We start from the raw sequence: 23604 nt of genomic DNA, 5'->3' as shown, positions 1-23604 counted from the left end.
GAGAATTCATAATAGAATTTCCGCCTTTCTCTCTTCATGCAGCAGGGTTTAAATTATTCATTCTATCCTTTATGCATGCTGTTTTGTTCAGCCAGACAGTAAAAAGGAATAAAATTAACTTATCAAAACGCCTGAACTGACTTTTTTACTTTTCTTTCCTGCTGTTTTCTTCATTTCTGGTATACAGGTCTTTTTTGTTGAGCCTGACAACCCTTCCAGATAAATATGCAGGAAATATTATACAGAAAGTATTAGTCTGTCTGAAAAATGTTCTTATCCAGAAAGCCGGTTTTTAATTACAGGTAAGCATAAGTCTCTACCAGTTTCTGGAGGCCTTCTTAAAATCAGAAACAAAAGAAAGCATTACAAAAGAAAGCAGAAATGAAGGAAAACTTTACAAAAGAAAACAGAAATGAAGGAAAACTTTATAAAAGAAAGCAGAAACAAAAGAAAGCATTAAAAAAAGATCAGAAATGAAGGAAAACATTTGCGAAAAATTACAGGTAAACCCCTTCAGGGGCTCATTGTTTACCTCCATGAATTTTATAACGTTACGGGTCTATGTTTAATGTTTTATCTCTATATTTATCTCTGTGTGCACTCGCTGATTTCCCCACTGAGGTCCTCTCTGAGCATACTTAAAGCCTTTTCATAATCATCGGTCTGGCCAAGTACCCACATAAGCTTGACAAGTGCGGTTTCGGGAAGAGTATCTTCTCCTTCTATTGCGCCGGCTCTCAGCATATCCCTGCCGGTATCATATACGCGGTCGCAAATTCTGCCATTAAGACACTGGGATGTAACAACCACAGGCATTTTTGCGTCCGTGGCCTTCTGGATATGAGGAATCCATTTTGTGGAAACATGACCTAGCCCTGTGCCTTCGAGAACAAGACCTTTGTAGCCGCCATCAATATAACAGTCAAGAACCGAGGGATTCGCTCCCGGAGTAAACTTAACAAGGGCACACTTCGGTTCCATTCCGGATTTGAACTTGAGGGGCTTTTCTCCACGCCTTGTATACTCAATAAACGTTTCTATTTTTCCTGTCCCGTAATCCACGGTCCCTATGGGAAGAGAATTAACGGACTTGAAAGCGTCCCTGCGTGAGGTATGCATTTTCCTGACTTTCGTCCCGCGGTGGATTTCACAGAAATCATCTGATGTTGTGCCGTGCATAACCACCACGACTTCGGCAATATCACTTGTGGCAACCCTGGCTGCACAGATGGCATTCATGGCATTGTCGCTGCTTGGGCGGTCTGCGCTCCTCTGGGAGCCCACAAAGACAATGGGTACCGGAGTTTCTATCATGAAAGAAAGGGCTGCGGCAGAATACATCATGGTGTCTGTCCCGTGAGTTACGATTATTCCATCAGCCCCGGCTTCGATCTCCTCTATAACTGCTTTAGCAAGGTTTTGCCAGGAATCCGGGTCCATATTTTCGGAGAGGATGCTTGAAATTACCCTGCCTTTGAAGTTTGCAATTTCTTTAAGTTCAGGGATTGCAGCAAGGATATCGTCAGCAGTGAACTGCGACGTAACTGCGCCTGTCCTGTAGTCGATTTTACTGGCAATTGTCCCGCCTGTCGAAAGGATAGCAATCTTCGGGAGCCCGAGCCTTGAGATTTTTTCTTTTTCTGATTCAGGCTCTTCTGGCCCATTTCTCCTTCCGTTGCCTCCGTTCGCAGATTCTCCGTTGTTTTCCAGAAGGGTTATGCTCACTTTATCGATCAAAAAACCCGCGTTATAACCGCTTTTCATTTTTATTGTGATATACCCTTCCATGGACGGCATTACTTTGCCTTCATAGACAGTGCCGTTCTTCTCAATGCGTACTCGATCGCCCTGTTTAAACTCCATGAATAATCCCTTTTCTAATATATTTGATTACGTAATGCTGTGAAGAGTGCTATAAAGCGTTTAAGTGATTCTTTAATGCTTGTAGATTTAAACTTCAGTCCGTATAATCCGTGAGATACTAAGAGGTCTGAATAATATTAAAATTAAACGCGTTTTTTCGCGCTTAAAACCGCTGCTCTCAGATTTTCCTGTATTCCTCAACTACTGAAAACAGGTTTTCAAAAGCCGAGTCCATTATATCTTTCAGGGTTGTGATTTCCTGTGCATTCAGCTCGAATTCAGCCTGCCTCTTTGAGATGTAATGCTTCATCTCTTCCGGGGCAGGACCTCCTGCAATCTTTCTTCTGTTTATATTGGACACCGGGTTAAGGGCCTCCTTTACCATCTTTTCCGTCAATCCCCTGCTTGAAAGCGACTCCCCCAGCACAACCTCAGCTGCAGAATCAATCCTTTCCATTGTGGGCTTTTCCCTTTCCTTTGCAAGCATCCCGACAATCTGGTGGGCTGTCCTGAAAGGGATTCCTGTTTCCCGGACAAGGGTGTCAGCGAGCTCGGTGGCTGTTGTAAAGCCTGTTACGGATTGGGAAGAAAGCACATCCGTATGGACTTTCATAGTCCTGACCATCCCTTCCATTACCCTGACAGAAGCCCTTACGGTTTCAGCCGAGCGCCAGATATTCGGGGTTGCTTCCTGAAGGTCGCGGTTATAGCTCAGGGGCAGGCCTTTGCAGATTGTAAGCAGGGACATAAGTGCACCCACAGCTACTCCGGTTTTCCCGCGCATTAATTCCGCTGCGTCCGGGTTTTTCTTCTGCGGCATAATTGAGGAAGTGGAAGCATACATATCGTCCAGCTCAATGAAACCGAACTCGGACGAAGACCAGATTACAAGCTCTTCAGCCATCCGGCTCAAATTTATCATGAGATTTGAAAATACGGATGCACATTCGATAAGGAAATCCCTGCTGCTGACTGCATCCATCGAATTTTCCAGCAAACCTTCAAAGCCGAGAAGCTCCTGAGTCCTTTTCCTGTTAAGGTTAAAACCGGTAGAAGCAAATGCAGCAGCCCCGAGCGGGCAGAGGTTAACCCTTGAAAAGGCGTCCTGCACTCTGTCAAAATCCCTGCCGAGAGCAGATTCGTGCGCACAGAGGTGATGGGCAAGGGTGGTAGGCTGGGCGTGCTGAAGGTGAGTAAAGCCTGGCATGAGGGTTTGAGTATGTTTTTCTGCAAGAGTGACAAGGGTTTCTCTGAGGGCGAAGATCTCTTCGAGCAGACCCAGGAGTTCTTCCCTCAGGGTTAGCCGGATGCAGGTTGCGACTTCATCATTTCTCGAACGCCCTGAATGCATTCTGCCTCCAACATCTTCTCCAACCATATCGATGAGCCTGGATTCAAGAGATATGTGAATGTCCTCATAGCTGAAATCGAGCTTTTCCATACCTTCTTCCCTTATCTTTAAAAGCCCACTGAGAATTTTACTGCAGTCTTCTTCTTTTATGATCCCCTGCTCCTTCAGCATTACGGTATGGGCAAGGTCCACCAGTATGTCAGCATTGAAAATCCACCTGTCTGCCTCCATAGAGGAGGTGTAACGTAAAATTTCCTCATCCTGGGCAGCTTCAAGCCTGCCTCTGCGTAAAATATTGCTCATCGGGTTTCCTCTTTATGATTATGAAATAGATCTATTCTGAAGTCTTAATGTAATAATGATTCCTGTGAGATAAATGATATTGTGAGTTTACCTTAGATCTCGATTAATCGAGATTAATCTCGACTAATTTTGTCAGACCTTTACTAGCTATTAATACAAAATACGAAGCGTGGTATTATTTCAAACACTTAAATATGAATCGGTTTTCGGGAGTTATTCGGAGTAATTTCTCAGTAATATATCACGTATGAAAACGTAAAGTCACCTGATGTCCGTAGTCTCAAAGTATGACCGCATCTCTGTGATCTATGATCTTATTGAGGCGCCGGTAGAAATACTATTATACGGAAAATGGAGGAAAAAGGCACTTTCAAACTTAAAAGGCAGGGTCCTCGAAACAGGGGTGGGAACCGGAAGGAACCTGGAATACTACCCGGCTGGTGCTCAGGTGACAGGGATAGATAATAGCGAGGGGATGCTTGACAAAGCCCAGAAAAAAGCTAGAGACAGAGCGAATATTACTCTTCTCCTGATGGATGCGGAGTATATGGACTTCCCGGACAACACTTTCGATTATGTTGTCACAACCTTTGTTCTCTGTTCGATCCCTGATCCTGTAAAGGCTTTAAAAGAAATGAAACGCGTCCTTAAACCTTCAGGAGAGTTGATCGCCCTCGAGCATATGCGCAGTAAAAATCCTCTTATTGCCAGAATTGAGGACCTGGTCAATCCATTGATGTCTTTCCTGATCGGCGACGATATGACCAGAAATACAGTGGAGAACATCAAGAAAGCTGGTTTTACTATTACGGAGGAAAAGAATCTGGCTTTTAAGGATATTTTCAAAAAAATCCGGGCAAAACCGTAAAGGGTTTTATTCAGAGATTTTAATTATGATTTCAATGCCCTCAAAGATATCCACACAGTCCGCAGTCTCAAAATATAACCGAATCGCACCCATTTATGAACTGATAGACCTGCCGCTCGAACTATTTTTTTTCCGCAAATGGAGAAGAGAGGCACTTTCAGGCCTTAGCGGAAAGGTTCTGGAAATTGGCGTGGGAAGCGGAAGGAACCTGAAATATTACCCTGCAGACTGTTCTTTAACAGGGATCGATAACAGCGAAGGTATGCTGGAAAGAGCAAGAGAGAAAGCCAGGGAAATGAAAAACGTTAATCTTCTTCATATGGATGCAGAGCATCTCGAATTTCCGGATAAAAGCTTCGATTATGTGGTTGTGACTTTTGTCCTCTGCACAATTCCTGATCCAGTAAAAGCTCTTAAGGAAATGAGGCGTGTCCTTAAGCCTTCAGGTGAACTGATAGCCCTCGAGCATATGCACAGCAGCTACCCGATAGTTGATTTTTTTGAGCACCTGGTAGATCCTTTTCTATTTTTCCTGCTTGGAGACCATACCACGCGAAATACTACCAGGAATATAGAGAAAGCCGGGTTTAAGATTAAGGAAGCAAAAAAACTGGCTTTTAAGGATGTTTTCAGGAAGATCAGGGCAAAACCGTAAAATTTTTTTTGAAAAAATAAGCAATTTGATCAGCAATTCAGATCTCAATTCTCAGCAGGCAATTTTCAACGATTCACATAAACGCGATAGATACGATGATTATTACCTTAATTTCAGGAATAAATCAATAAGAGCGGTATTGTAGCTTACCTTGATTACAAAAATACTACGATCTAATTTTCAAATTTTCTTATAGAACACTATTTTAATGTTATAAGAGAAGAGTTTTTCAGTCAAGCTGCGTAATTTCAATTATACATGTTACAGGTTCAGAACCCTGTCCATATTTATACAGCAATCCTTCTGGAGTAGAGTCTTTAGAAATAATTTCTGCTTTTATTCTTGCTTCTCTTTCGTTTTCCGCTTCAAGCTCGGTTACGTCTACGAAGTGTTCTTTTTTTGCAGAATGTCCTTCAAACCGTACTCTATATCTGTGCATATTAACCCCCAATCATTATATTAATGAGTGAATTTTATTATAGATAATCATATCGCCCTGTATGCACAATGTAAACTAAGGTCTGGAAATTCAGGTTTCAGATTTGGTCTCAGTCATGATAAGCAAGGACTGCAATACGCGAATTACCTCTCAAGTTATTTCCTGATAATTTTTGAGTATTGTATTTCGTTTTGTATTTTCTAAAATGGGTTATAAAATCAGTTAGTCTATGAGTTTATTAATGAACAATATGAACAATTATGCGCCTTATCTGAAATACAAAAAAGAGATAACACAGCCCCAATTACTCCCGTTATTCTTCAGCTTTTATCTCTCCCATACAGCGCAGCCCCAATTGCTCCCGTTATCTGCGGCTCAGGAGGCACATAGAGCGAGATGCCCAGTTCTTTTTCCAGAAACATCTTAATGCCTGCATTCTTTGCAACGCCGCCCACGAAAGCTACGTTTTGTGTTAACCTGACTTGCCGGACCATAACTGCTACCCTTCTGGCTATGCTTTCAACGAGTCCTGCCGCAATATCCTCTTTATTAAATCCTCTGGCTCGGAAAGATATAACCTCAGATTCGGCAAATACTGTGCACATGCTAGTAATACTGGCGGGTTCTTTTGAAGCAAGAGCCAGATTCCCCAATTCCTCTATAGGCACTTCAAGCGCTTTTGCCGTGTACTCTAAAAATTTACCCGTGCCGGCAGCACATTTGTCGTTCATTAAAAAATCGGTTACCCTTCCTTCACTTACGGAAATAATCTTGCTGTCCTGGCCTCCGATATCGATAATTCCGTTGACGACAGGGTACAGGTGATGAACACCCATTGTGTGGGCTGTAATCTCACTTACTGTCTTATCGGCAAACTTTATACTATTTCTACCGTATCCGGTTGCATATATGCCGTTTACATCTTTTTTGTCGATTCCGGCATTGATAAGCACGCCTTCGTATGCACTTTTTGCGGCTGATAAAAAATCGAACCCTGTAGGGCGTATATTGTGAGTGATTACCCGGTCATTAATTACCAGTACAGCTTTTGTAGTGGCTGAGCCCGAGTCTATTCCCACCGAAATCAAGAAAGCATCTCCATAAAAGCATCAACTCGAAGCCCAATCTGCTCAATATCCGAGTCACTGTAGTCCGTCTCTATCGAAAGCATGGGTATTCCTGCATTCTTCAGAGCCTGCTGAACCTTATATTTCTCGATATTGTAACCGTGGCAGAACTGAAGGGTATAATGAACTACGCCGTCAACCTTAAACTCCCTTGCGAGTTCCAGAATATTCTCGATACGCCTGTCGTTCGGAGTCATGCAGGAACAGGGAATCTTGATATAGCGTTCGGCAAGTGCAAGCATAGGATCTTTATTTTCGTCTACCAGATCCCAGAATGACCTTGTACCAGTACAGCTTTCCTCTACCACGATGATACCGCCCCTGCTCTCTATAATTTCCGGCACTTTTGTGTTTCCGCCCGGCATAGGACAGCCGGAAATCATTATTCTGGGTTTGCGAGTAAGATGGTATTTGTCAGTCTTATCAGCTTTATCATCCTTAGCCTGCTCTACTTCGTCAATGAGAGTGCGAAGGGCTTTTTTAAAATCTTCTGCCGATAAGACATACTGCTTTTGCATGACCTTTATCATATCCAAACCGCTTATTGGTGAAGAGTCCGTTTTCCGCAGGTCATAGAGCCTGTGAAGTAATTTTCTCGTTTCATTGGAAGAGATTATTTCTTTCTTCAATTGTTCTACTGTGACCTTATTACCGGTCAGCTTTTCCACAACAATTTTGAATTTATTAAGTTCTTCCAGGAAATATTTTACAGCAGCAGAGCTGTCTGGTTTCTGCGGAAGATCCAGCACATAGGTTGGGACACAACTTCCCAGTAATTCATAAGTTTTCTTTTTGCTATCGCAGGTATTTTCGGCAACAATCATATCTATAAGGCTAAAATGAGCGCAGGATATTACACCAGAGCAGCCGTTATTAACAATCGAGCCAAAAGAAGACTTGACAAGCGGACATATATTCCTGGGCAAGTATTGCTCAGCTATGGATATGGTATCGCTTTTGCCTCCACAGAGTATGACGCGGTCTGCCCCTGCTGCAAAAATTATCTCATCAGGCACGAACAGGCACAAAGTGCCAACTATCTTTTTTCCAGCTTTCTTTTCTTCTGTCAGCTGGGAAATCCGTTCACTATACGAGTTTTTGATATAGTCAAGAGTTTTAAAACGTGTCATTCTCTTCACAAAATACTCTGTGATGAATATGTTAAATCATTTTCTATTCCTGCAATACAGTTCAGATTCCTGCAATTATAAACAACTGCATTTTCTACTCAATTATCTTGACCATTTATTCAAATAAGTGAATATGGGATGAAGAAATGTGCTGAATCAGATTTTGATCCCAGCATTCAAACAACCGAAGATCCAAAAAATTACTGGCATAAAAAATTCTAAAAATCGCATAGTTTATACTTTTAAAATACAATTTACACTGATTAATAAGAGAGAATTTGTGGAGTTAAAATGTACTTTCTCGGTCATCCTAACTCGTAAAATATGACCTAAGAGGCGGTTTATATAGTCTTGAATGTGTTTAAGTTTGTGCCTGACTCTGCCTCCTTGGTAAAAGTAACTGGGAGTAGAGTGGAATGGTTAAGAACAAAATTGGAGCAGGAATATTTCTTTTGGCAGTTTTGCTTGTAAGCATGGTGTTTTTACCAGCCGTAAGTGCGCAGAAAGAGGAAGATTATTCTATAACTGCTGAGGAAGCATTTAAGCACGCCAACGCGAATATGATTAGTTTTATAGCAGCTAACGAACCAAACTTTGAGAACTGGATAGGCGCGTCCATTGACCCCAAACCACAGGAGCTTTATGACATAAATGGTCAGAAATTGTTTTATCAATTCTCAGTATATAACGGAAAAAAGCTGGTCGGTATTATCGATATTTGTGCCAGTAAAAATCTGGGATATCCACTTAACGACATCTCATTTGATCCTGAACCCTATAAAGTTGCCGAAGCCATGAAGAGGTCTGAAAAAATCGCCAAAAATGAATACCTGGAAGGTGAAATCAAATCAACAATCATGGTCGTCTACAGCTATCCAAGTATAGGGGCAATGACCATAGTAAAAGACAAAACTACAGGTGATGAACATCGGATATTTGTAGATGCATACACCCTTAAAGAAGTACAGGATAAGCCTGTAACTGAAGCCGAGCCTGGAGTCTGGTCAATGTATGAGATGAAATTGGGGAACGGAGTGGAAAAGAATCTTAATGAATGGAAAAAAAGTGATCAACTCATAAAATCTATAGAACAGGCAGCGGCTAATAAGGAAGTTAATATTGATGCGGCAGTCTCTGAGGAAGATATTAAAAAACTCGGTGGCGATGCAGCAATAACGGCTTCAACAAGTGTAAAGCTTGGTGTTCCTCTTCGTGGACAAACGCTCGATATTTATTGTGGCGAAGCATCTATCCAGATGATCTCTCTGTACTATAAATATCCTACCCCGTCACAGGATTCAATTTATGATTATTTTTTTGATTCCAGAGACCAGCCTTCTGGGCTTAGAATTGATGAAATGATAAAATGGGCTGAGGACAAATGGGGAAAAACAGGATCTCTGGATACCTCTTTGACTGATCCGGAAGTTGTTACAGAGATTCGCACTCACAGACCTTTTTATAGTATAATTCCCGGACACTTTAGAGTTTGCCAGGGATATCTGGTTCGCAATGGGTGTCTCTATTTATATATTAATGATCCATTGCCTGTCGGATCGAGCGGGACACCAAAAATTGAGTTAGTCTCCAATCAAGAAACTAAACGCATATACGTGCGCTGAGATTCCTTAGATTTCGATAAACTTCTGGTTTAAAGGTTGTATAATATGCTTTTACATCTCAGCAAAATACAATGTCTATCGAAATTTAATTTGTCTTTAACATATATTTAAAATTAGGATACAGTATACTAATTGACATTTTCTCGATTCATTTCTATCTTTGGTAACTTCTAATAAAGCATGTGGAGGACATACATCATGAAAACTTTGAGGGTATCGGCACTTGCGATTCTAATACTGGTAAACTTAGCAGGTGCTGCTCCATTTGCATACGTTACAAGTATGGGAGTCGACACTGGAACTGTCTTTGTAATTGACACAGCAACTGACAATCTTACAGCTGTGATACCTGTAGAAGGCTGGCCCTTTGGAGTCACAATCAACCCTGAAGGAACAAAGGTGTATGTGGCTGACTTATCAGGCCTGAGCACTACCGTTTCTATAATTGATACAGCGACAAATAAAGTTGATGCTGTAGTGAATGTGAGAGGGTATCCTCGTGGAGTTACAGTCAACCCAACAGGATCAAGGATTTATGTGACTAACCGTTACAGTGTGGTCGATAATAATAGCGATAATATTTCTATTATTGATACATCAACAAACAGGTTAATGGACACGATTAACGTAGGGTTGAGCACTTATAACATTGCATTCACGCTCAATGGGGAAAAAATTTATGCTACGAATAGTCTCAACAACACTGTATCTGTAATTGACACGACTACAAACAAAGTTACAGCCACCGTACCTGTAGGAGATCACCCCACTGATATCGCAATTAGTCCCGATGGAAATACGGTGTATGTGACTGATTCCGGAAGCAACACTGTTTCTGTTATTGATAAGGCTACAAACAGGGTAATAGCCACTGTGCCTGTAGGAGACGGTCCCAGTGATATTGTCGTTACTCCAGATGGAAAAAAGGCATATGTACCAAATAAAAGAAGTAACAATGTTTCTGTAATTGACACATCAACAAACACTGTTATAGCTACGGTTTCTGTAGGAATTGCTCCTTTAGGAGTCGCGGTTACTCCAGACGGAAACAAGGTGTATGTGACAAATGCCGAAAGCGACAATGTCTCCGTAATTGACACGTCCACAAATAATGTTATATCTATGGTAAATTCAGGAAAATTTCATATGAATTATCCTGTTGGAGTTGTCATCGGTTCTTTTTTAGATTCTGAAATAGCTGATCAAAGTACAACTGTGACAGCTAATACAACTAAGAACTCAGGAATTGAAGAAACTAACTTATCATCTGATGAAAAAAATTCTGTCAAACTCAATAATTCAAACAATAAAACCGATAATAGTTCCAAATCCAATGATAGTAGTACCTCTGGTGGAAACGAATCGAGAAAAAACAATTTTACTCCTGGTTTTAGTTTGTTGGGAAGCTTGACCTGTATGTATATGGGATTGAAACTCAGTAGGAAGCAATAAAGGAGTTTGGATAGTTCGAAGTCCGGATTAATTATTCATTTTTTCTTCTATTCATCCTGAAGAAACTCTATTAAACAATAATAACCAATCTATAATGGATGCTGGGGAAGACAAAGCGCTATCTTGAGGTTACAGGGGTTCTTTTCAAATACAACCTTATTCCGGAACTTTACCGGGATCTGCGTACCGATTACATTTCCAATCCTGACTGCACCTGTGACTTTGACCTGGAAAACAGGCAGACAGCAGCGAAACTAAGGCAGGCTTTTGAAGAGCTCGGACCTACCTTTATCAAAATGGGGCAGACCATGAGCAAGCGGCCTGACCTTGTGCCCCAGCCTTATGTTGCCGAGATGGCGAGTTTGCAGGACAGGGTTAAGCCCATGCCTTTTGAGGAGATGGCTGAATCTCTTGACCTTGCATGCGTTTGTGAGTACCAGACGCGTGAGGAAAGAAAAAGGAAAAAGAGCGAAGAGGAACTGAAAGCCTCCAGAGAAAGGAAGGCTAAAGCCTTTATTAACATTTTTGACAGCTTTGACCCTGATCCTATCGCCTGCGGTTCCATTGCCCAGGTCTATAAAGGCGTACTTGAAGGCAAGCCGGTAGCTGTTAAAATCCTTCGCCCGCACTTAATTGATATTATTAACATCGACCTTTCTATCATGGACGACTTCAAGCCTGTAGTGAGAAGGGTTATGGGAGTAGGAAGGAATTTTGATATTGACGCTTTTATGCTGGAAATCCGGGAAATGCTCACGCGGGAAGTTGACCTCAGGATTGAAGCCGTCAATATGAGGCGTTTTGATGATAATTTCAAGAACGTAAAAAACGTTGCTGTGCCCAAAATCTATCCGGATTATTGCTCTGCAAACGTTTTGACCATGGAGTTTGTTCAGGGAACCCAGGTCAAAGACATAATTGATATGCCTGTGCCTCAGAGTAAAAAATCCGAATATACCCGTACGATCACTAAGAGTTACCTGAAGCAGGTCTATATTGATGGTTTTTATCACGCAGACCCGCACGGCGGTAATATGCTGGTAGAAGAGAACGATACCATTGCTTTCATTGATTTCGGGGCTGTCGGCAGCATAGATGATGAGCTAAAAAGGAATATGCTTGAGTTTTACTACGCTATCAATAACAGGGACGTTGAAGGGGCAACGCAGGGCTTTCTTAAAATCGGGGGCGCGGATGCCAGAGATGTTGATATCCGCAGGCTCAGGAAAGATATGGATGAACTTATTGCAAACCAGAACTACGGGCTTGAGGGAAGACAGAGCGACAATTATGCAAAACTTGGGTTAAAGTACGATATCCGACTTCCCGGAGAATTTTCAACCCTGCAGAGAGCGATCCTCCTTATAGAAGGGGTCTGTCTTGAGCTTGACCCGAGGTATAATATTAAAAGCATTGCAATCCCTGTCCTCATGGACGCATACAAAAAGCTCAATGCTCCAAAAGGAGCTGGCTTCCATATAGAGTTCTCCTCAGAGCCCGTAGATGAAAAAGCTGAGTTGAGGGCTGCAATCAGGGAAGTTGCCGACAAAATGGAAGGTATGGGGGACAAATTCCTTGAAATGAAACAGAGAGATAATAAACGAGATGTTTTTTCAAAGGAATTTTTCCTTACCGTTCTGCTGGTTGTTTCTGCCTATGTATTGATATATGGGGGTACTTTTTCCTGGGCGGGATTAATAGGATTTGGAGGAGCGGTTATTATAGCTGTCATCTCCTGGCTGCGTGGGAAATGATGAGATAATCGAATCTTTAATTAGTTGATAAGGGGGCTATTTTTCTAATGCAGGAAGTAATAAGGATTGAAGGTCTGGAGTGCAACCATTGTGTTGTCAGGGTGGGGAGAGCCATTGCTTCCGTACAGGGAGTATTGGATGTTGATATAAGCCTTGAGAAAAAAGAAGTAATTGTAGATTTTGAAGAGACAAGAACGGATCCTGGAAAAATAAGGGACGCAATCAGGGAAGCGGGGTATGAGCCCTTATAATTGGCAATTATTAAGGGTATTTGCTTTATTTCATTTTAACTATTTTGGATGAAAGATTAACGTATAAAATTATTAATATATGTGTGCGGACATGGTAGTCGTTGATCCTAAAAAATGTGACTGAGATAATGATTATTTTACAAACACTTAAATAAGTAATAGATTTCTTATTTTTAGATATTGAACTTAATTTTATCAATGTGAGTCTTCCAGGAACAGGACCTGTAGACCAGGAACAGGACCTGTAGACCAGGAACAGGACCTGTAGAAATACTATAGGAAAAATACAATACGGGGAATCGCAGCATGCATTTAGAGCTTTATAGAAGTGCTGAAGAACCCGTTAAATAACAAAAATTCTGTGGCTCTACACTTAGAATCACATCTCTGAACAGAAAATCCAGGGTTTTTCTTTCAGACTGCATAGCGCCATCATGGTGTTATCCCCCTGAACTCGATAACGATGTATGCAAAACTGCAGTTTTCCGCACCTTCCGAGTTTCTGTGCATTCAGGACCTATACTTCATTTATGTGCACGTGGTCAGGACTGCGGCATAAACGTCCCTGTGGACTTTTAGTAAAGGGTGTGGCTCCCTGCAAAACAGAGCACAGGTGTATGACCTGCAGGAAAATGGGGAATTAAATAACATTTCCTTACCTGGAAATAATAAACCACAAGCAGTTTGCTATAAAGTTATTTAATTGCTCTCAGCTATAAAGTTATTTAATTGCTGTCAATATATAGAGTAAATGTGGAATGGAAGAAAAAATGAAGAAAATGGGGAAGAAAAGTGAGGAAATCTGGTATTGATATGATTGGGGATATCCCCTGGGGGACACATTTCTGCCAGTTTTACCAGACTAGGACTTACGCGGTTGAACTGAAAAACAACAGCTCTAAACCTTCGACTGTCTAAATCATCGATTTAACTGCAAGGTCTATTGATCATGATTTTTATCCTCAAGTGCGTAAGTCCTACAGACAAAAGAAGATTTGATAGAGATAGTTGTTCCTTATTTTAAAGCAGGTCTGGAAAATAGTGAATTTTGCATGTGGATCACTTCAGAACCTCTGGATATAGAAGAAGCAAAAATGTCCCTGAAAAAAGCTGTTCCTGATATTGATGTTTATCTTGAAAAAGGGCAAATTGAAATTATTCCGGAAACTGATTTTTATTTGGTAAATGGTGCTTTTGACTCATTTAAAGCTTTAAATACAGGGGTTGAAAAGTTAAACCACGCCATAGATAATGGATATTGCGGTTTGAGGACAGGCGGAAACCTTTCCTGGCTGAAAAAAGCGGACTGGGACAATTTCACTGATTACGAAGAAAAAATAGATAGTGCCATTGGCACCTTCAAGATAATATCGATGTGTGCTTATTCTCTTGATAATTGCAGTGCAACCGATATTATCGATGCTGTTACTAACCATCAATTCACGTTAATTAAAAAAGAAGGAAGATGGGAGAAGATAGAGAGTTCAAAACGCAAAAAAGCGGAAGAAACAGCTATTCAGGCTACAAAGAACTGGGAGTATACCTTTGATTCTTTGCCTGACCTTATAGCCATAATTGATAACGAGTACAGGATTATCCGCGCAAACAGGGCAATGGCAGCAAGACTCGGCATGGAACCGGAAGAGTGCACAGGTCTGACCTGTTATCGCGTCATTCATGGGACAGACGAACCTCCCTCTTTTTGCCCTCACAGGCAACTGATTAAAGACGGACTTGAACACACTGCAGAGGTCTTTGAAGACTTTTTTAAAGGTTATTTTTTAGTAAGCGTATCACCACTTCATGATTCGGAAGGAAAGCTCATCGGGAGTGTTCATGTTGCCCGTGATATAAATGAACGCAAGCAGGCTGAAGATGCACTTCGCCAGAGTGAGCAACGCATCAGGCTAAAGCTAGAGAAAATTCTCTCGCCTGTAAATGACACGGATGCCTTTGAGCTTGCTGAGGTTATAGATATCCCTGTAATCCAATCGCTTATAGATGATTTTTATAAACTTACTTCCTTTCCAGTAGGCCTGAACGATCTTAAAGGCAATGTTCTGGCATGCGTCGGATGGCAGGAGATCTGTACCAGATTCCACAGGGTAAATCCTGAAACCTGCAGGCACTGCATAGAAAGCGACATAGAGCTGTCTACGGGCGCTGCTCCGGGAGAATACAGGCTGTACAGATGCAAGAACAACCTGTGGGATGTAGTAACCCCTATAATGGTGGCAGGTCAGCAGGTCGGCAAAATCTTTTCAGGGCAATTTTTCTTTGAAGACGAGTCTCTGGACTACGAGTTCTTCCGATCTCAAGCCCGAAAATACGGCTTCGATGAGGATGAATATATTTCAGCGCTTGAAAAAGTTCCGAGGTTAAGCAGAGAGACTGTTGACGCAGGAATGGCTTTTTTGATGGGGTTTGCCAATATACTCTCGCAACTGAGCTACGGCAATCTCAAACTTGCCCAGTCTCTGGCTGAACGCGACTCTCTGGTTGCTGCGCTGCAGGAAAGTGATGGACGTTTCCGCTCAGTTCTTGAGAACTCTCTTGATTCTGCATATCGCATGGATTTTCAGAATAATCGCTTTGATTATATGAGCCCTGTGATAGAGCAGATTACAGGCTTCTCTGCCAGGGAAATAAATGCAATGACCAGCAATAATGGCCTTCTGAATCGCATTCACTCCGATGACCGTCCGCTGGTAGCTCAGGGAAGTGCTCAGTCGTTAGTTGAGGGTTTTGGGGCACATGAGTATCGTTTTAAATGCAGGGATGGAAAATACCGCTGGTTAGCTGACCATTTCTCGATCATTAAGGATAAAACCGGCATGACTCGTTATAGAGCAGGTATTGTCCGCGATATAACAGAAAAAAAGTACGCTGAAGAAGCCCTGATAAGAAGTGAGAACAAATTCCGAGCACTGGCTGAAAATTCTCCGGACATAATTACTCGTTTTGATAGACAAAACCGTCATATATATGCTAATCCCGCTGCTGCGGGGCCTTATTGCCGATCTCCAGAAGAAATTATTGGGAAAACTCACACCGAACTTGGAACGAACCCTGAAAATGCAAAGTTCTTTGAAGAGTACCACAAAAAAGTTTTTGCTACAGGAAAGCCCGTAACGATAGAATTCCAGTATATATCGCCTCAGGGAAGGAAATACTATGTTAATACGCAGTTAGTGCCCGAATTTGTCGATGGTAAAGTAGCCTCTGTCCTTGCTATTTCCCATGATATCACGGATGTAAAAGAAGCAGAGATCAAGTTGAAAGAGACCCTGGATAACCTGGAGAAACTGGTTAAAGAGCGCACAGCAGAACTTGAAAAAGCTTATGATTTATTGAAGGAAAGCGAAAAGGGTCTTGCTGAAGCCCAGAAAATGGCTCATATAGGGAACTGGGAATGGGACATTGCGACCGATAAAGCATACTGGTCTGAAGAAATGTACCGCATATTCGGACGAGATGCGAAAAAAGAAGCACCTTCCTACAATGAATATCTGGGTTATATACACCCCGATGACCTGGAATATTACTTGAATGCCATAAAAACAGCTGAAACTAAGGGTTCTTTCAGTATTGATCACAGGATTGTCCGGGCTGACGGGGAGGAACGCACAGTCCACCAGACATCGGAATTTATTTTGAATAATAAAGACATTCCTGTCCGAATAAAAGGGGTAATTCAGGATATCACTGAACGTAAGAAAGCTGAAAAAACTCTGATGAATCTTGAAACCGCTCGTAAAAAGGAAATCCATCACAGGATTAAAAACAATTTGCAGGTGATTTCTTCCCTTCTTGACCTGCAGGCTGGAAAGTTCAGGGAGAGAAAATATATTGGAAGTACAGAAGTATTGAATGCTTTTCGGGAAAGTCAGGATAGAGTGGTATCCATCGCCCTGATCCATGAAGAACTGCACGAAATTGGAAAGACCAATACATTGAATTTCTCGCCATATCTCCAGAGGCTTATTAAAAATCTTTTTCAGACTTACTCTATTGGGAATGCAGATATCAGTTTAAACATTGATTTGGAAGAGGATACTTTTTTTGATATGGATACTGCAGTTCCACTGGGACTTATTGTAAATGAGCTTGTTTCAAACTCCCTTAAATACGCATTCCAGGGCCGGGATAAAGGAATTATCCGGATCCGGCTGAGTAAGGAGGAAAATGAAGAAACTGTGAACGACACCCCTGGAAGTAGAGAAATGGGACATGAAAATACAGCTTTTATCCTGACAGTATCGGACAATGGAACAGGTATGCCTGAAGATTTTAATATGGAAAAGTCCAGTACTCTTGGAATACAACTGGTAACCACTCTTGTAGACCAGCTGGACGGCGTACTTAAAATAAACAGAGATTGTGGAACTGAATTCATTATAAGGTTCACAGTACCGGGGAGAAAATAAGAGATCTCCAGGGTTACGCTAATGACTGAGGCTTTGAAATACAGGTTAAAAAGATAAAAGGAAGTAAAAGAAGCAAAAGAAGCAAAAGAAGCAAAAAAGCTATTTTTCATTAAGCTGATACCCTGGACCCCATGCGAATGTAGTAAATACGAAATCGTTTTTTACTATAAGAAGAGGTTATTTGTATATCCCGTTTTTAACGATTTTGGATGGAAGTGAAAACACGTAAAACTACTATAAGAAGTTAATTATATGTTAGCCATTTATGCTGAAGCATATAATTAAAATGTGTTTTATTTTACAAACACTTAAATAAGGAATATATTTCTTATTTTTTAGAAAATACTAAAGTTCAATTTTAATGAACTGAAATTGTGCAAAATAAAAGCTATATGGAACAACTATAGAAATGCGAGAAAGGAAATAAGTACACTCCTGAGAGCTGTTGTAAAGCGCTTTAAAAACGGTATCGAAAAAGGTCTGCCTGTTTTATGCAGCTCAAATCGCACCCTGGAACAGAAAAGCCATAAATTTTTCGTTTAGCTACACTGCATATGCAACAGCATAACTGCATATATCGATAAAATCGATAGAGAAGGTGCAGAACTGCAACTTTCCGTATCTCTCGCGTTTTTCGTGCATTTCAGGATTTAACTTCATTTATACGTGCAGGATCAGGATAAGAAGGATCAGGATAAGGAAATACTGACCCTGCAGCTTTTACAATATGGGTCATGAGCTTCCTTCAAAAAGAGCACGGTATGCAGGATGTAATATTACAAAGATTAAAATTCGCCTTTATCTGGAAAAAAGATATCAGTGACAGCTCACTGAACACTATCTTTCAGGCGGTTAATATACAGAGAAGTGTGGAATGGAAGAAAAATGAAAAAAAATGGGAAAGGAAAAATGAGGAAGTCAGGTATTGATATCATTGGGGATATTCCCTGGGGGACACATTTCTGCCAGTTTTACCAGACAGAAGAGGATTTGATAGAGATAGTTGTTCCTTATTTTAAAGCAGGTCTGGAAAATAGTGAATTTTGCATGTGGATCACATCACAACCTCTGAGTGTGGATGAAGCAAAAGAAGCTCTTAGAAAGTCTGTTCCTGATATTGATGATCACATAAATAAAGGGCAAATAGAGATTATTCCACATGAGGAGTGGTATTTAAAAGAAGGTGTTTTCGATTCGGAAAGGGTGTTAAATGGATGGGTTGAAAAACTCAATAACGCCCTTGAAAACGGTTATGACGGTTTGAGGTTGAGCGGCAATACTTTCTGGCTAGAAAAAAGAGATTGGGATTCTTTTGTTGATTACGAGAAGGAAATAGACAGAATTCTCGGCAATTACCGGATGATAGCTCTGTGCACATATTGCCTTGACAGGTGCAGCTCAACCGGGATAATAGATGTAGTGGTCAACCACCAGTTCGCCTTGATCAAAAAAGAAGGGGAATGGGAGCGGATAGAAAGTTCCAGAAGCAAAAAAGCGGAGGAGGCTGCTGTTCAGGCTGCCAGGAACTGGGAATACACTTTTGATGCGGTGCCTGATTTGATCGCCATACTCGATGACCGGTATAGAATTGTTCGGGCAAATAGAGCCATGGCATCAAAACTGAATGTGACACCTGAAGAGTGCATAGGGTTAACCTGCTATGAAGCTGTCCACGGATCAGGCGAACCTCCTTCTTTCTGCCCTCACAGGCAGTTGCTTAAAGACGGGCTTGAACATACCACAGAGGTTTGTGAGGACTGCCTTGGAGGATATTTCCTGGTGAGCGTTTCACCCCTTCATGACTCGGAAGGAAAACTCATTGGTAGCGTTCACGTCGCCCGTGATATAAACGAACGTAAGCAGACTGAGAAAGCTTTGCATAAAGCTTACGAGAATCTTCAGGTTCAATCGGAAGAGTTACAGGCTCAGTCCGAAGAACTCAAGATGCAAAATGAGGAGTTGCAGGCTCAAACTGAAGAACTCATAAAAGCGTACAGGACGTTGAACGAAAGCGAAAAGCGCTTTGAGCTCCTGAGTAATGCAAATTCTCTCCTCCTTTCGAGCAAAGAACCTGAGTCCATAATCCAGACTATTGCGGAAAAAGTAATGCAACACTTAAACTGTGATGTGTTTTTTAACTACGTTCTTGACGAGGTACAGGGCAGGCTACACCTCAATGCCTGTGGTGGGATAAACGCTGAGGCAGCTAAAGAGATAGAATGGCTTGATAAAGGGTCGGCAATATGTGGTTGTGTCGCCCTTAATGGATGCCGTATTATCTCTGAGGATGTGCAGCATAATGATGACAGGCGTGCAGATCTCGTGCGTTCCATGGGGATTCAGGCATATGCCTGCCATCCACTCCATATCGGAGAGAATACGATAGGCACACTTTCTTTTGGCACGAAAAGCAGGAAGGAGTTTACTGGAGATGAGCTTGCCTTCATGAGCACCGTAGCCGACCAGGTATCGGTGGCAATCGAGCGCAAAAGAGCTGAAGAAATGCTTGAGCGCAGTAACCAGAGGATAAACGAGATCTTAAACAGTATCCAGGATGATTTTTACGTTCTTGACCGTGACTTGAATTTTGTTTATGCTAGCAAGCAATTTACCTCAAAAATAGGTAAGGAACCCAAAGATTTTGTTGGGAAGAATATCTGGAAGATGTTCCCAAAATATACAGGAACAGATTATGAGGAGAACCTCAACACAGTAATGGACAAAAGGGAAATACGACGGTTTGAGATGAGTGGCAGGTACACTGATGCATATTATAGTATGGCTGTCTTCCCTTCGGCAGAAGGAATTACTGTTCTGGGAACTGATATTACTGAACAGAAGAAAATCGAAGAAACATTACGTGAAAGCGAAGCACGTCGCAAGGTTGCCGAGGCCGTCGAGGCTGAAAGACAACGGCTCTTTGATGTTCTTGAGACACTTCCTGCAATGATATGCCTGTTGACACCTGACTACCATGTTGCCTTCGCCAACCGTAGTTTCCGCGAAAAATTCGGCGAATCGGAAGGCCGGCACTGCTATGAATACTGTTACGGGCGCACCAAACCCTGTGAATTTTGCGAAACGTACAGAGTGCTTGAAACCGGTCAGCCACACCATTGGGAAACCATCGGCCCGGACGGAAGCTCGATAGATGCCTATAATTTCCCGTTCACCGACGCTGACGGTTCATCCATGATACTCGAGATGAAGATTGACATTACCGAGCGAAAACGCGCTGAAGTGGAGTTGAAGAAGCATAGGGAGCATCTGGAAGAGCTGGTCAAAGAACAGACTGCAGAGCTTGCCGAAAGAGAAGAACGTTTCCGTACATTGGCTGAAAATTCTCCTGACATGATTGCCCGTTTTGACAGGCAGAACCGCCACCTGTATGTTAATCCAGCCTCTGCAGAAATTTATGGCTGCCCTCAGGAAAAAGTAGTCGGAAAAACTCATTGTGAATTGGGAAGAAACCCTGAGCAGGTAAAGTTCTGGGAAGAACATCATGAAAAGGTCTTTGTTACAGGAAAATCCGAAACAATGGAATTCGAGTATACCTCGCCCCAAGGAAAAAAATACTACTTTAATACACGCATAGTACCTGAGTTTGATGGCGGCGAAGTTTCCTCTGTCCTTGCTATTTCACGTGATATTACGGACATAAAAGAAGCCGAAATCAGGCTGAAAGAAACACTCGATAATTTGGAAGTACTGGTCGAAGAACGGACATCCAAGCTCGAAAAAGCTTACAGGTCATTAAAAGAAAGTGAAAAGGGCCTTGCTGAGGCTCAAAGAGTCGCTCATCTCGGAAACTGGAACTGGAGTATTGTGACCAATGAACTATACTGGTCTGATGAGATTTATCGTATTTTCGGGCGCAGTCCTCAGGAGTTTGGAGCAACTTATGATGCCTTTTTAAGTTACGTGCACCCTGACGACCGGGATTACGTGAAAAATGCCGTTAACGGAGCTCTGGCTGGAAAACCTTACAGCATTGACCATAGAATTATCCTTGCCAGTGGAGAAGAAAGGATAGTCCATGAACAGGGTGAAGTAATTTTCGGGAACGGAAATGTGCCTGTCAGAATGACCGGAGTAGTTCAGGATATAACAGAGAGAAAAAAAGCCGAAAAGGCACTTGAGCTGGCAAATTCATACAACCGCAGCCTTATCGAAGCCAGTCTCGACCCTCTGGTCACCATAGGCCCTGACGGGAAAATAACAGATGTAAACAGGGCTACAGAAATGGCTACAGGTTATAACAGAAGCGAATTGATAGGAACCGATTTTTCGGACTATTTTACTGATCCTGGAAAAGCCAGAGAAGGATACCAGCAGGTATTCAGGGAAGGGTCGGTATTTGATTATGCCCTTGAAATCCATCACAGGAACAGAAAAACAATTCCTGTACTGTATAATGCTTCGGTTTACAGGGATGAAAACGGAGAGGTTATAGGGGTTTTTGCTGCAGCTCGTGATGTAACCGAACTTAAAAAAGTGGAAAAAGAACTCGAAATTGCCAGCAAATACAACCGCAGCCTGATCGAAGCCAGCCTGGACCCTCTGGTTACTATTGGCCCTGACGGTAAGATTACGGACGTAAATGAAGCTACCGAGTCTGTTACCGGATATTCAAGGAAAGAACTTACTGGCACTGATTTCTCAAACTATTTTACCGAACCTGAAAAAGCTAAAGAAGGATATAAACAGGTATTCAGGGAAGGGCTGGTAAGGGATTATGCCCTGGAAATCCAGCACAGAGGCGGACATACCACACCTGTATTATACAACGCATCAGTCTACAGGGATGAAGACGATGAGGTCATAGGGATATTTGCTGCAGCCCGGGATATTACCGAACTTAAAAAAGCAGAACAAAAAATTCAAACGCTTGCAAATGCTGTCGAGTCATCGGAAGATGCTATTATAACAAAGTCTCTGGAAGGTATTATTACAAGCTGGAACAGGGGAGCTGAGCAAATTTACGGTTATGCTGCTGAAGAAATTCTGGGAAAACCCGTATCAATGCTTGAGCCGGATAACCATAAAGGAGAAATAGAGCAGTTAATTAAGAAAATTAAACAGGGAAAAAGAGTCCAGCACTATGAAACATCGCGTTTAAAGAAGGACGGCACAGCAATAAATATCTCAATAACTCTTTCTCCGGTTTTTAGTTCTTCTGGAGAGCTTGTAGCTATTTCCGCTATTGCCAGGGATGTTACCGAAAGGAAAAAAGCAGAAGAAGCTTTGAGATTATCAAATATTTACAACCGCAGCCTTATCGAAGCCAGTCTCGACCCTCTGGTCACCATAGGCCCTGAAGGGAAAATAACAGATGTAAACAGGGCTACAGAACTGGTTACAGGCTATAACAGAAGCGAATTGATAGGAACTGATTTTTCGGACTACTTCATTGATCCTGAAAGAGCCAGAGAAGGATACCAGCAGGTATTCAGGGAAGGGTCGGTATTTGATTATGCCCTGGAAATCCAGCACAGAGACGGGAAAATAACCCCGGTTTTGTATAATGCTTCGATTTACAGGGATGAATTCGGCGAAGTTATAGGGATCTTTGCAGCTGCACGCGATATTACCGAAAGGAAAAAAGCAGAAAGAATGCTGGAATTAAAATTAGAAGAACTTGCCCGCTCAAATGCGGAACTGGAACAGTTTGCTTACGTAGCATCTCACGACCTGCAGGAACCTTTAAGAATGGTGGTGAGTTATTTGCAGCTTTTACAGAGGAAGTATCAGGGAGAGCTTGACAGTAAGGCTGACAAATACATCTATTTTGCTGTGGATGGAGCCTCCCGTATGCAGGTTCTCATAAATGATCTTCTGGAATTTTCTCGAGTGACTACAAAAGCCAGAGAATTCGAACCAGCAGACTGCAGGCTTATTCTTGGTCAGGTCCTGTCTGATCTTGAGATATCCATTAAGGAAAGCGGAACCAGCATTTCTTACGGTCCTTTGCCTGTAATAATGGCAGACTCTACCCAGCTTGCTCAGGTATTTCAGAATCTTATTAATAATGCAATAAAATTCCGCAGTAAAGAAGACCCGCAAATCAGGATTTCAGCAGAGAAAAAGGCTGATCACTGGCTATTTTCTGTACAGGACAATGGAATTGGGATAGACCCCAAATATTCGGAAAGGATCTTTGAAGTCTTTAAAAGGCTGCACAAAAGGGAAGAATACCCCGGGACAGGAATAGGGCTCTCAATTTGCAAAAAAATTATAGAAAGGCATGGAGGGCATATATGGGTGGAATCCGAGCCTGGCAGGGGATCAACCTTTTATTTCACTTTGCCAGTTAATTAAATTAACTCTTTAAGATTTGATTTTAATATGTACTTATCAAGAGG

Annotated in this window: 13 protein-coding genes; 8 read left to right on the top strand and 5 right to left on the bottom strand. The window is 41.9% G+C overall.

The genetic code is table 11. The features are described 5' to 3' along the window. Nucleotides 1-585 precede the first annotated feature (585 nt). Nucleotides 586-1863: a Glu-tRNA(Gln) amidotransferase subunit GatD gene (gatD, locus tag RSJ42_RS02405; RefSeq protein WP_410509136.1), complete on the bottom strand. Its 1278-nt coding sequence runs from the start codon at nt 1861-1863 to the stop codon at nt 586-588. Nucleotides 1864-2041: 178 nt separating this feature from the next. After that, nucleotides 2042-3517, bottom strand: a complete 1476-nt coding sequence (gene argH / locus RSJ42_RS02400; RefSeq protein WP_410509135.1) for an argininosuccinate lyase — start codon at nt 3515-3517, stop codon at nt 2042-2044. Between the two features lie 268 nt (nt 3518-3785). On the opposite strand from argH, the gene RSJ42_RS02395 reads away from it, so the two are divergent. Both RSJ42_RS02395 and RSJ42_RS02390 read left to right on the top strand, forming a co-directional pair. Continuing rightward, entirely contained in the window at nt 3786-4385 is a 600-nt protein-coding gene (locus RSJ42_RS02395; protein WP_410509134.1) for a class I SAM-dependent methyltransferase, read from the top strand. A 25-nt stretch (nt 4386-4410) separates the two neighbouring features. Then, nucleotides 4411-5040: a class I SAM-dependent methyltransferase gene (locus tag RSJ42_RS02390; RefSeq protein ID WP_410509133.1), complete on the top strand. Its 630-nt coding sequence runs from the start codon at nt 4411-4413 to the stop codon at nt 5038-5040. A gap of 229 nt (nt 5041-5269) precedes the next feature. On the opposite strand, the gene RSJ42_RS02385 is transcribed toward RSJ42_RS02390, so the two are convergent. The 3 genes from RSJ42_RS02385 to RSJ42_RS02375 form a co-directional block, all read right to left on the bottom strand. Further along, on the bottom strand, nt 5270-5479 hold the full coding sequence (locus RSJ42_RS02385) for a hypothetical protein (RefSeq protein WP_410509132.1): 210 nt from the start codon (nt 5477-5479) through the stop codon (nt 5270-5272). Nucleotides 5480-5799: 320 nt separating this feature from the next. Beyond that, entirely contained in the window at nt 5800-6558 is a 759-nt protein-coding gene (locus RSJ42_RS02380; RefSeq protein WP_410510290.1) for an acyl-CoA dehydratase activase, read from the bottom strand. Between the two features lie 5 nt (nt 6559-6563). Continuing rightward, the gene (locus tag RSJ42_RS02375; protein WP_410509131.1) at nt 6564-7736 is read right to left on the bottom strand and encodes a double-cubane-cluster-containing anaerobic reductase; all 1173 of its coding nucleotides are present in this window, start codon (nt 7734-7736) and stop codon (nt 6564-6566) included. Nucleotides 7737-8152: 416 nt separating this feature from the next. Here RSJ42_RS02375 and RSJ42_RS02370 point away from each other — a divergent pair, with 416 nt between their 5' ends. The 6 genes from RSJ42_RS02370 to RSJ42_RS02345 all read left to right on the top strand — a co-directional run bounded on the left by RSJ42_RS02370 (nt 8153) and on the right by RSJ42_RS02345 (nt 23560). Then, nucleotides 8153-9358 carry a C39 family peptidase gene (locus tag RSJ42_RS02370; protein ID WP_410509130.1) on the top strand — a complete coding sequence of 402 codons (1206 nt, stop codon included), beginning with the start codon at nt 8153-8155 and terminating at the stop codon, nt 9356-9358. A gap of 198 nt (nt 9359-9556) precedes the next feature. Continuing rightward, a complete protein-coding gene (locus RSJ42_RS02365) occupies nt 9557-10810 on the top strand; it encodes a beta-propeller fold lactonase family protein (RefSeq protein ID WP_410509129.1) in 1254 nt (417 codons plus the stop codon). Between the two features lie 98 nt (nt 10811-10908). Further along, a complete protein-coding gene (locus tag RSJ42_RS02360; RefSeq protein WP_410509128.1) occupies nt 10909-12564 on the top strand; it encodes an ABC1 kinase family protein in 1656 nt (551 codons plus the stop codon). A gap of 47 nt (nt 12565-12611) precedes the next feature. Next, nucleotides 12612-12815: a heavy-metal-associated domain-containing protein gene (locus RSJ42_RS02355; protein WP_410509127.1), complete on the top strand. Its 204-nt coding sequence runs from the start codon at nt 12612-12614 to the stop codon at nt 12813-12815. A 995-nt stretch (nt 12816-13810) separates the two neighbouring features. After that, entirely contained in the window at nt 13811-17242 is a 3432-nt protein-coding gene (locus RSJ42_RS02350; protein ID WP_410509126.1) for a PAS domain S-box protein, read from the top strand. Between the two features lie 885 nt (nt 17243-18127). Further along, complete coding sequence (locus RSJ42_RS02345) at nt 18128-23560, top strand: PAS domain S-box protein (protein WP_410509125.1); 5433 nt, start codon at nt 18128-18130, stop codon at nt 23558-23560. Nucleotides 23561-23604 lie beyond the last annotated feature (44 nt).

Origin of the sequence: Methanosarcina hadiensis, from assembly GCF_046529725.1 — an archaeon.
GTDB classification, from domain to species: Archaea; Halobacteriota; Methanosarcinia; order Methanosarcinales; family Methanosarcinaceae; genus Methanosarcina; species Methanosarcina hadiensis.
The sequence above is the reverse complement of the archived record's forward strand: the minus strand, read 5'-3'. Positions and strand labels throughout refer to the sequence as shown.

Excerpts from the sequence above, each read along its gene's own strand:
- gatD (WP_410509136.1), bottom strand. The coding sequence starts at position 1,863 with ATGGAGTTTAAACAGGGCGATCGAGTACGCATTGAGAAGAACGGCACT.
- argH (WP_410509135.1), bottom strand. The coding sequence starts at position 3,517 with ATGAGCAATATTTTACGCAGAGGCAGGCTTGAAGCTGCCCAGGATGAG.
- RSJ42_RS02395 (WP_410509134.1), top strand. The coding sequence starts at position 3,786 with ATGTCCGTAGTCTCAAAGTATGACCGCATCTCTGTGATCTATGATCTT.
- RSJ42_RS02390 (WP_410509133.1), top strand. The coding sequence starts at position 4,411 with ATGATTTCAATGCCCTCAAAGATATCCACACAGTCCGCAGTCTCAAAA.
- RSJ42_RS02385 (WP_410509132.1), bottom strand. The coding sequence starts at position 5,479 with ATGCACAGATATAGAGTACGGTTTGAAGGACATTCTGCAAAAAAAGAA.
- RSJ42_RS02375 (WP_410509131.1), bottom strand. The coding sequence starts at position 7,736 with ATGACACGTTTTAAAACTCTTGACTATATCAAAAACTCGTATAGTGAA.
- RSJ42_RS02370 (WP_410509130.1), top strand. The coding sequence starts at position 8,153 with ATGGTTAAGAACAAAATTGGAGCAGGAATATTTCTTTTGGCAGTTTTG.
- RSJ42_RS02365 (WP_410509129.1), top strand. The coding sequence starts at position 9,557 with ATGAAAACTTTGAGGGTATCGGCACTTGCGATTCTAATACTGGTAAAC.
- RSJ42_RS02360 (WP_410509128.1), top strand. The coding sequence starts at position 10,909 with ATGCTGGGGAAGACAAAGCGCTATCTTGAGGTTACAGGGGTTCTTTTC.
- RSJ42_RS02355 (WP_410509127.1), top strand. The coding sequence starts at position 12,612 with ATGCAGGAAGTAATAAGGATTGAAGGTCTGGAGTGCAACCATTGTGTT.
- RSJ42_RS02345 (WP_410509125.1), top strand. The coding sequence starts at position 18,128 with ATGAAAAAAAATGGGAAAGGAAAAATGAGGAAGTCAGGTATTGATATC.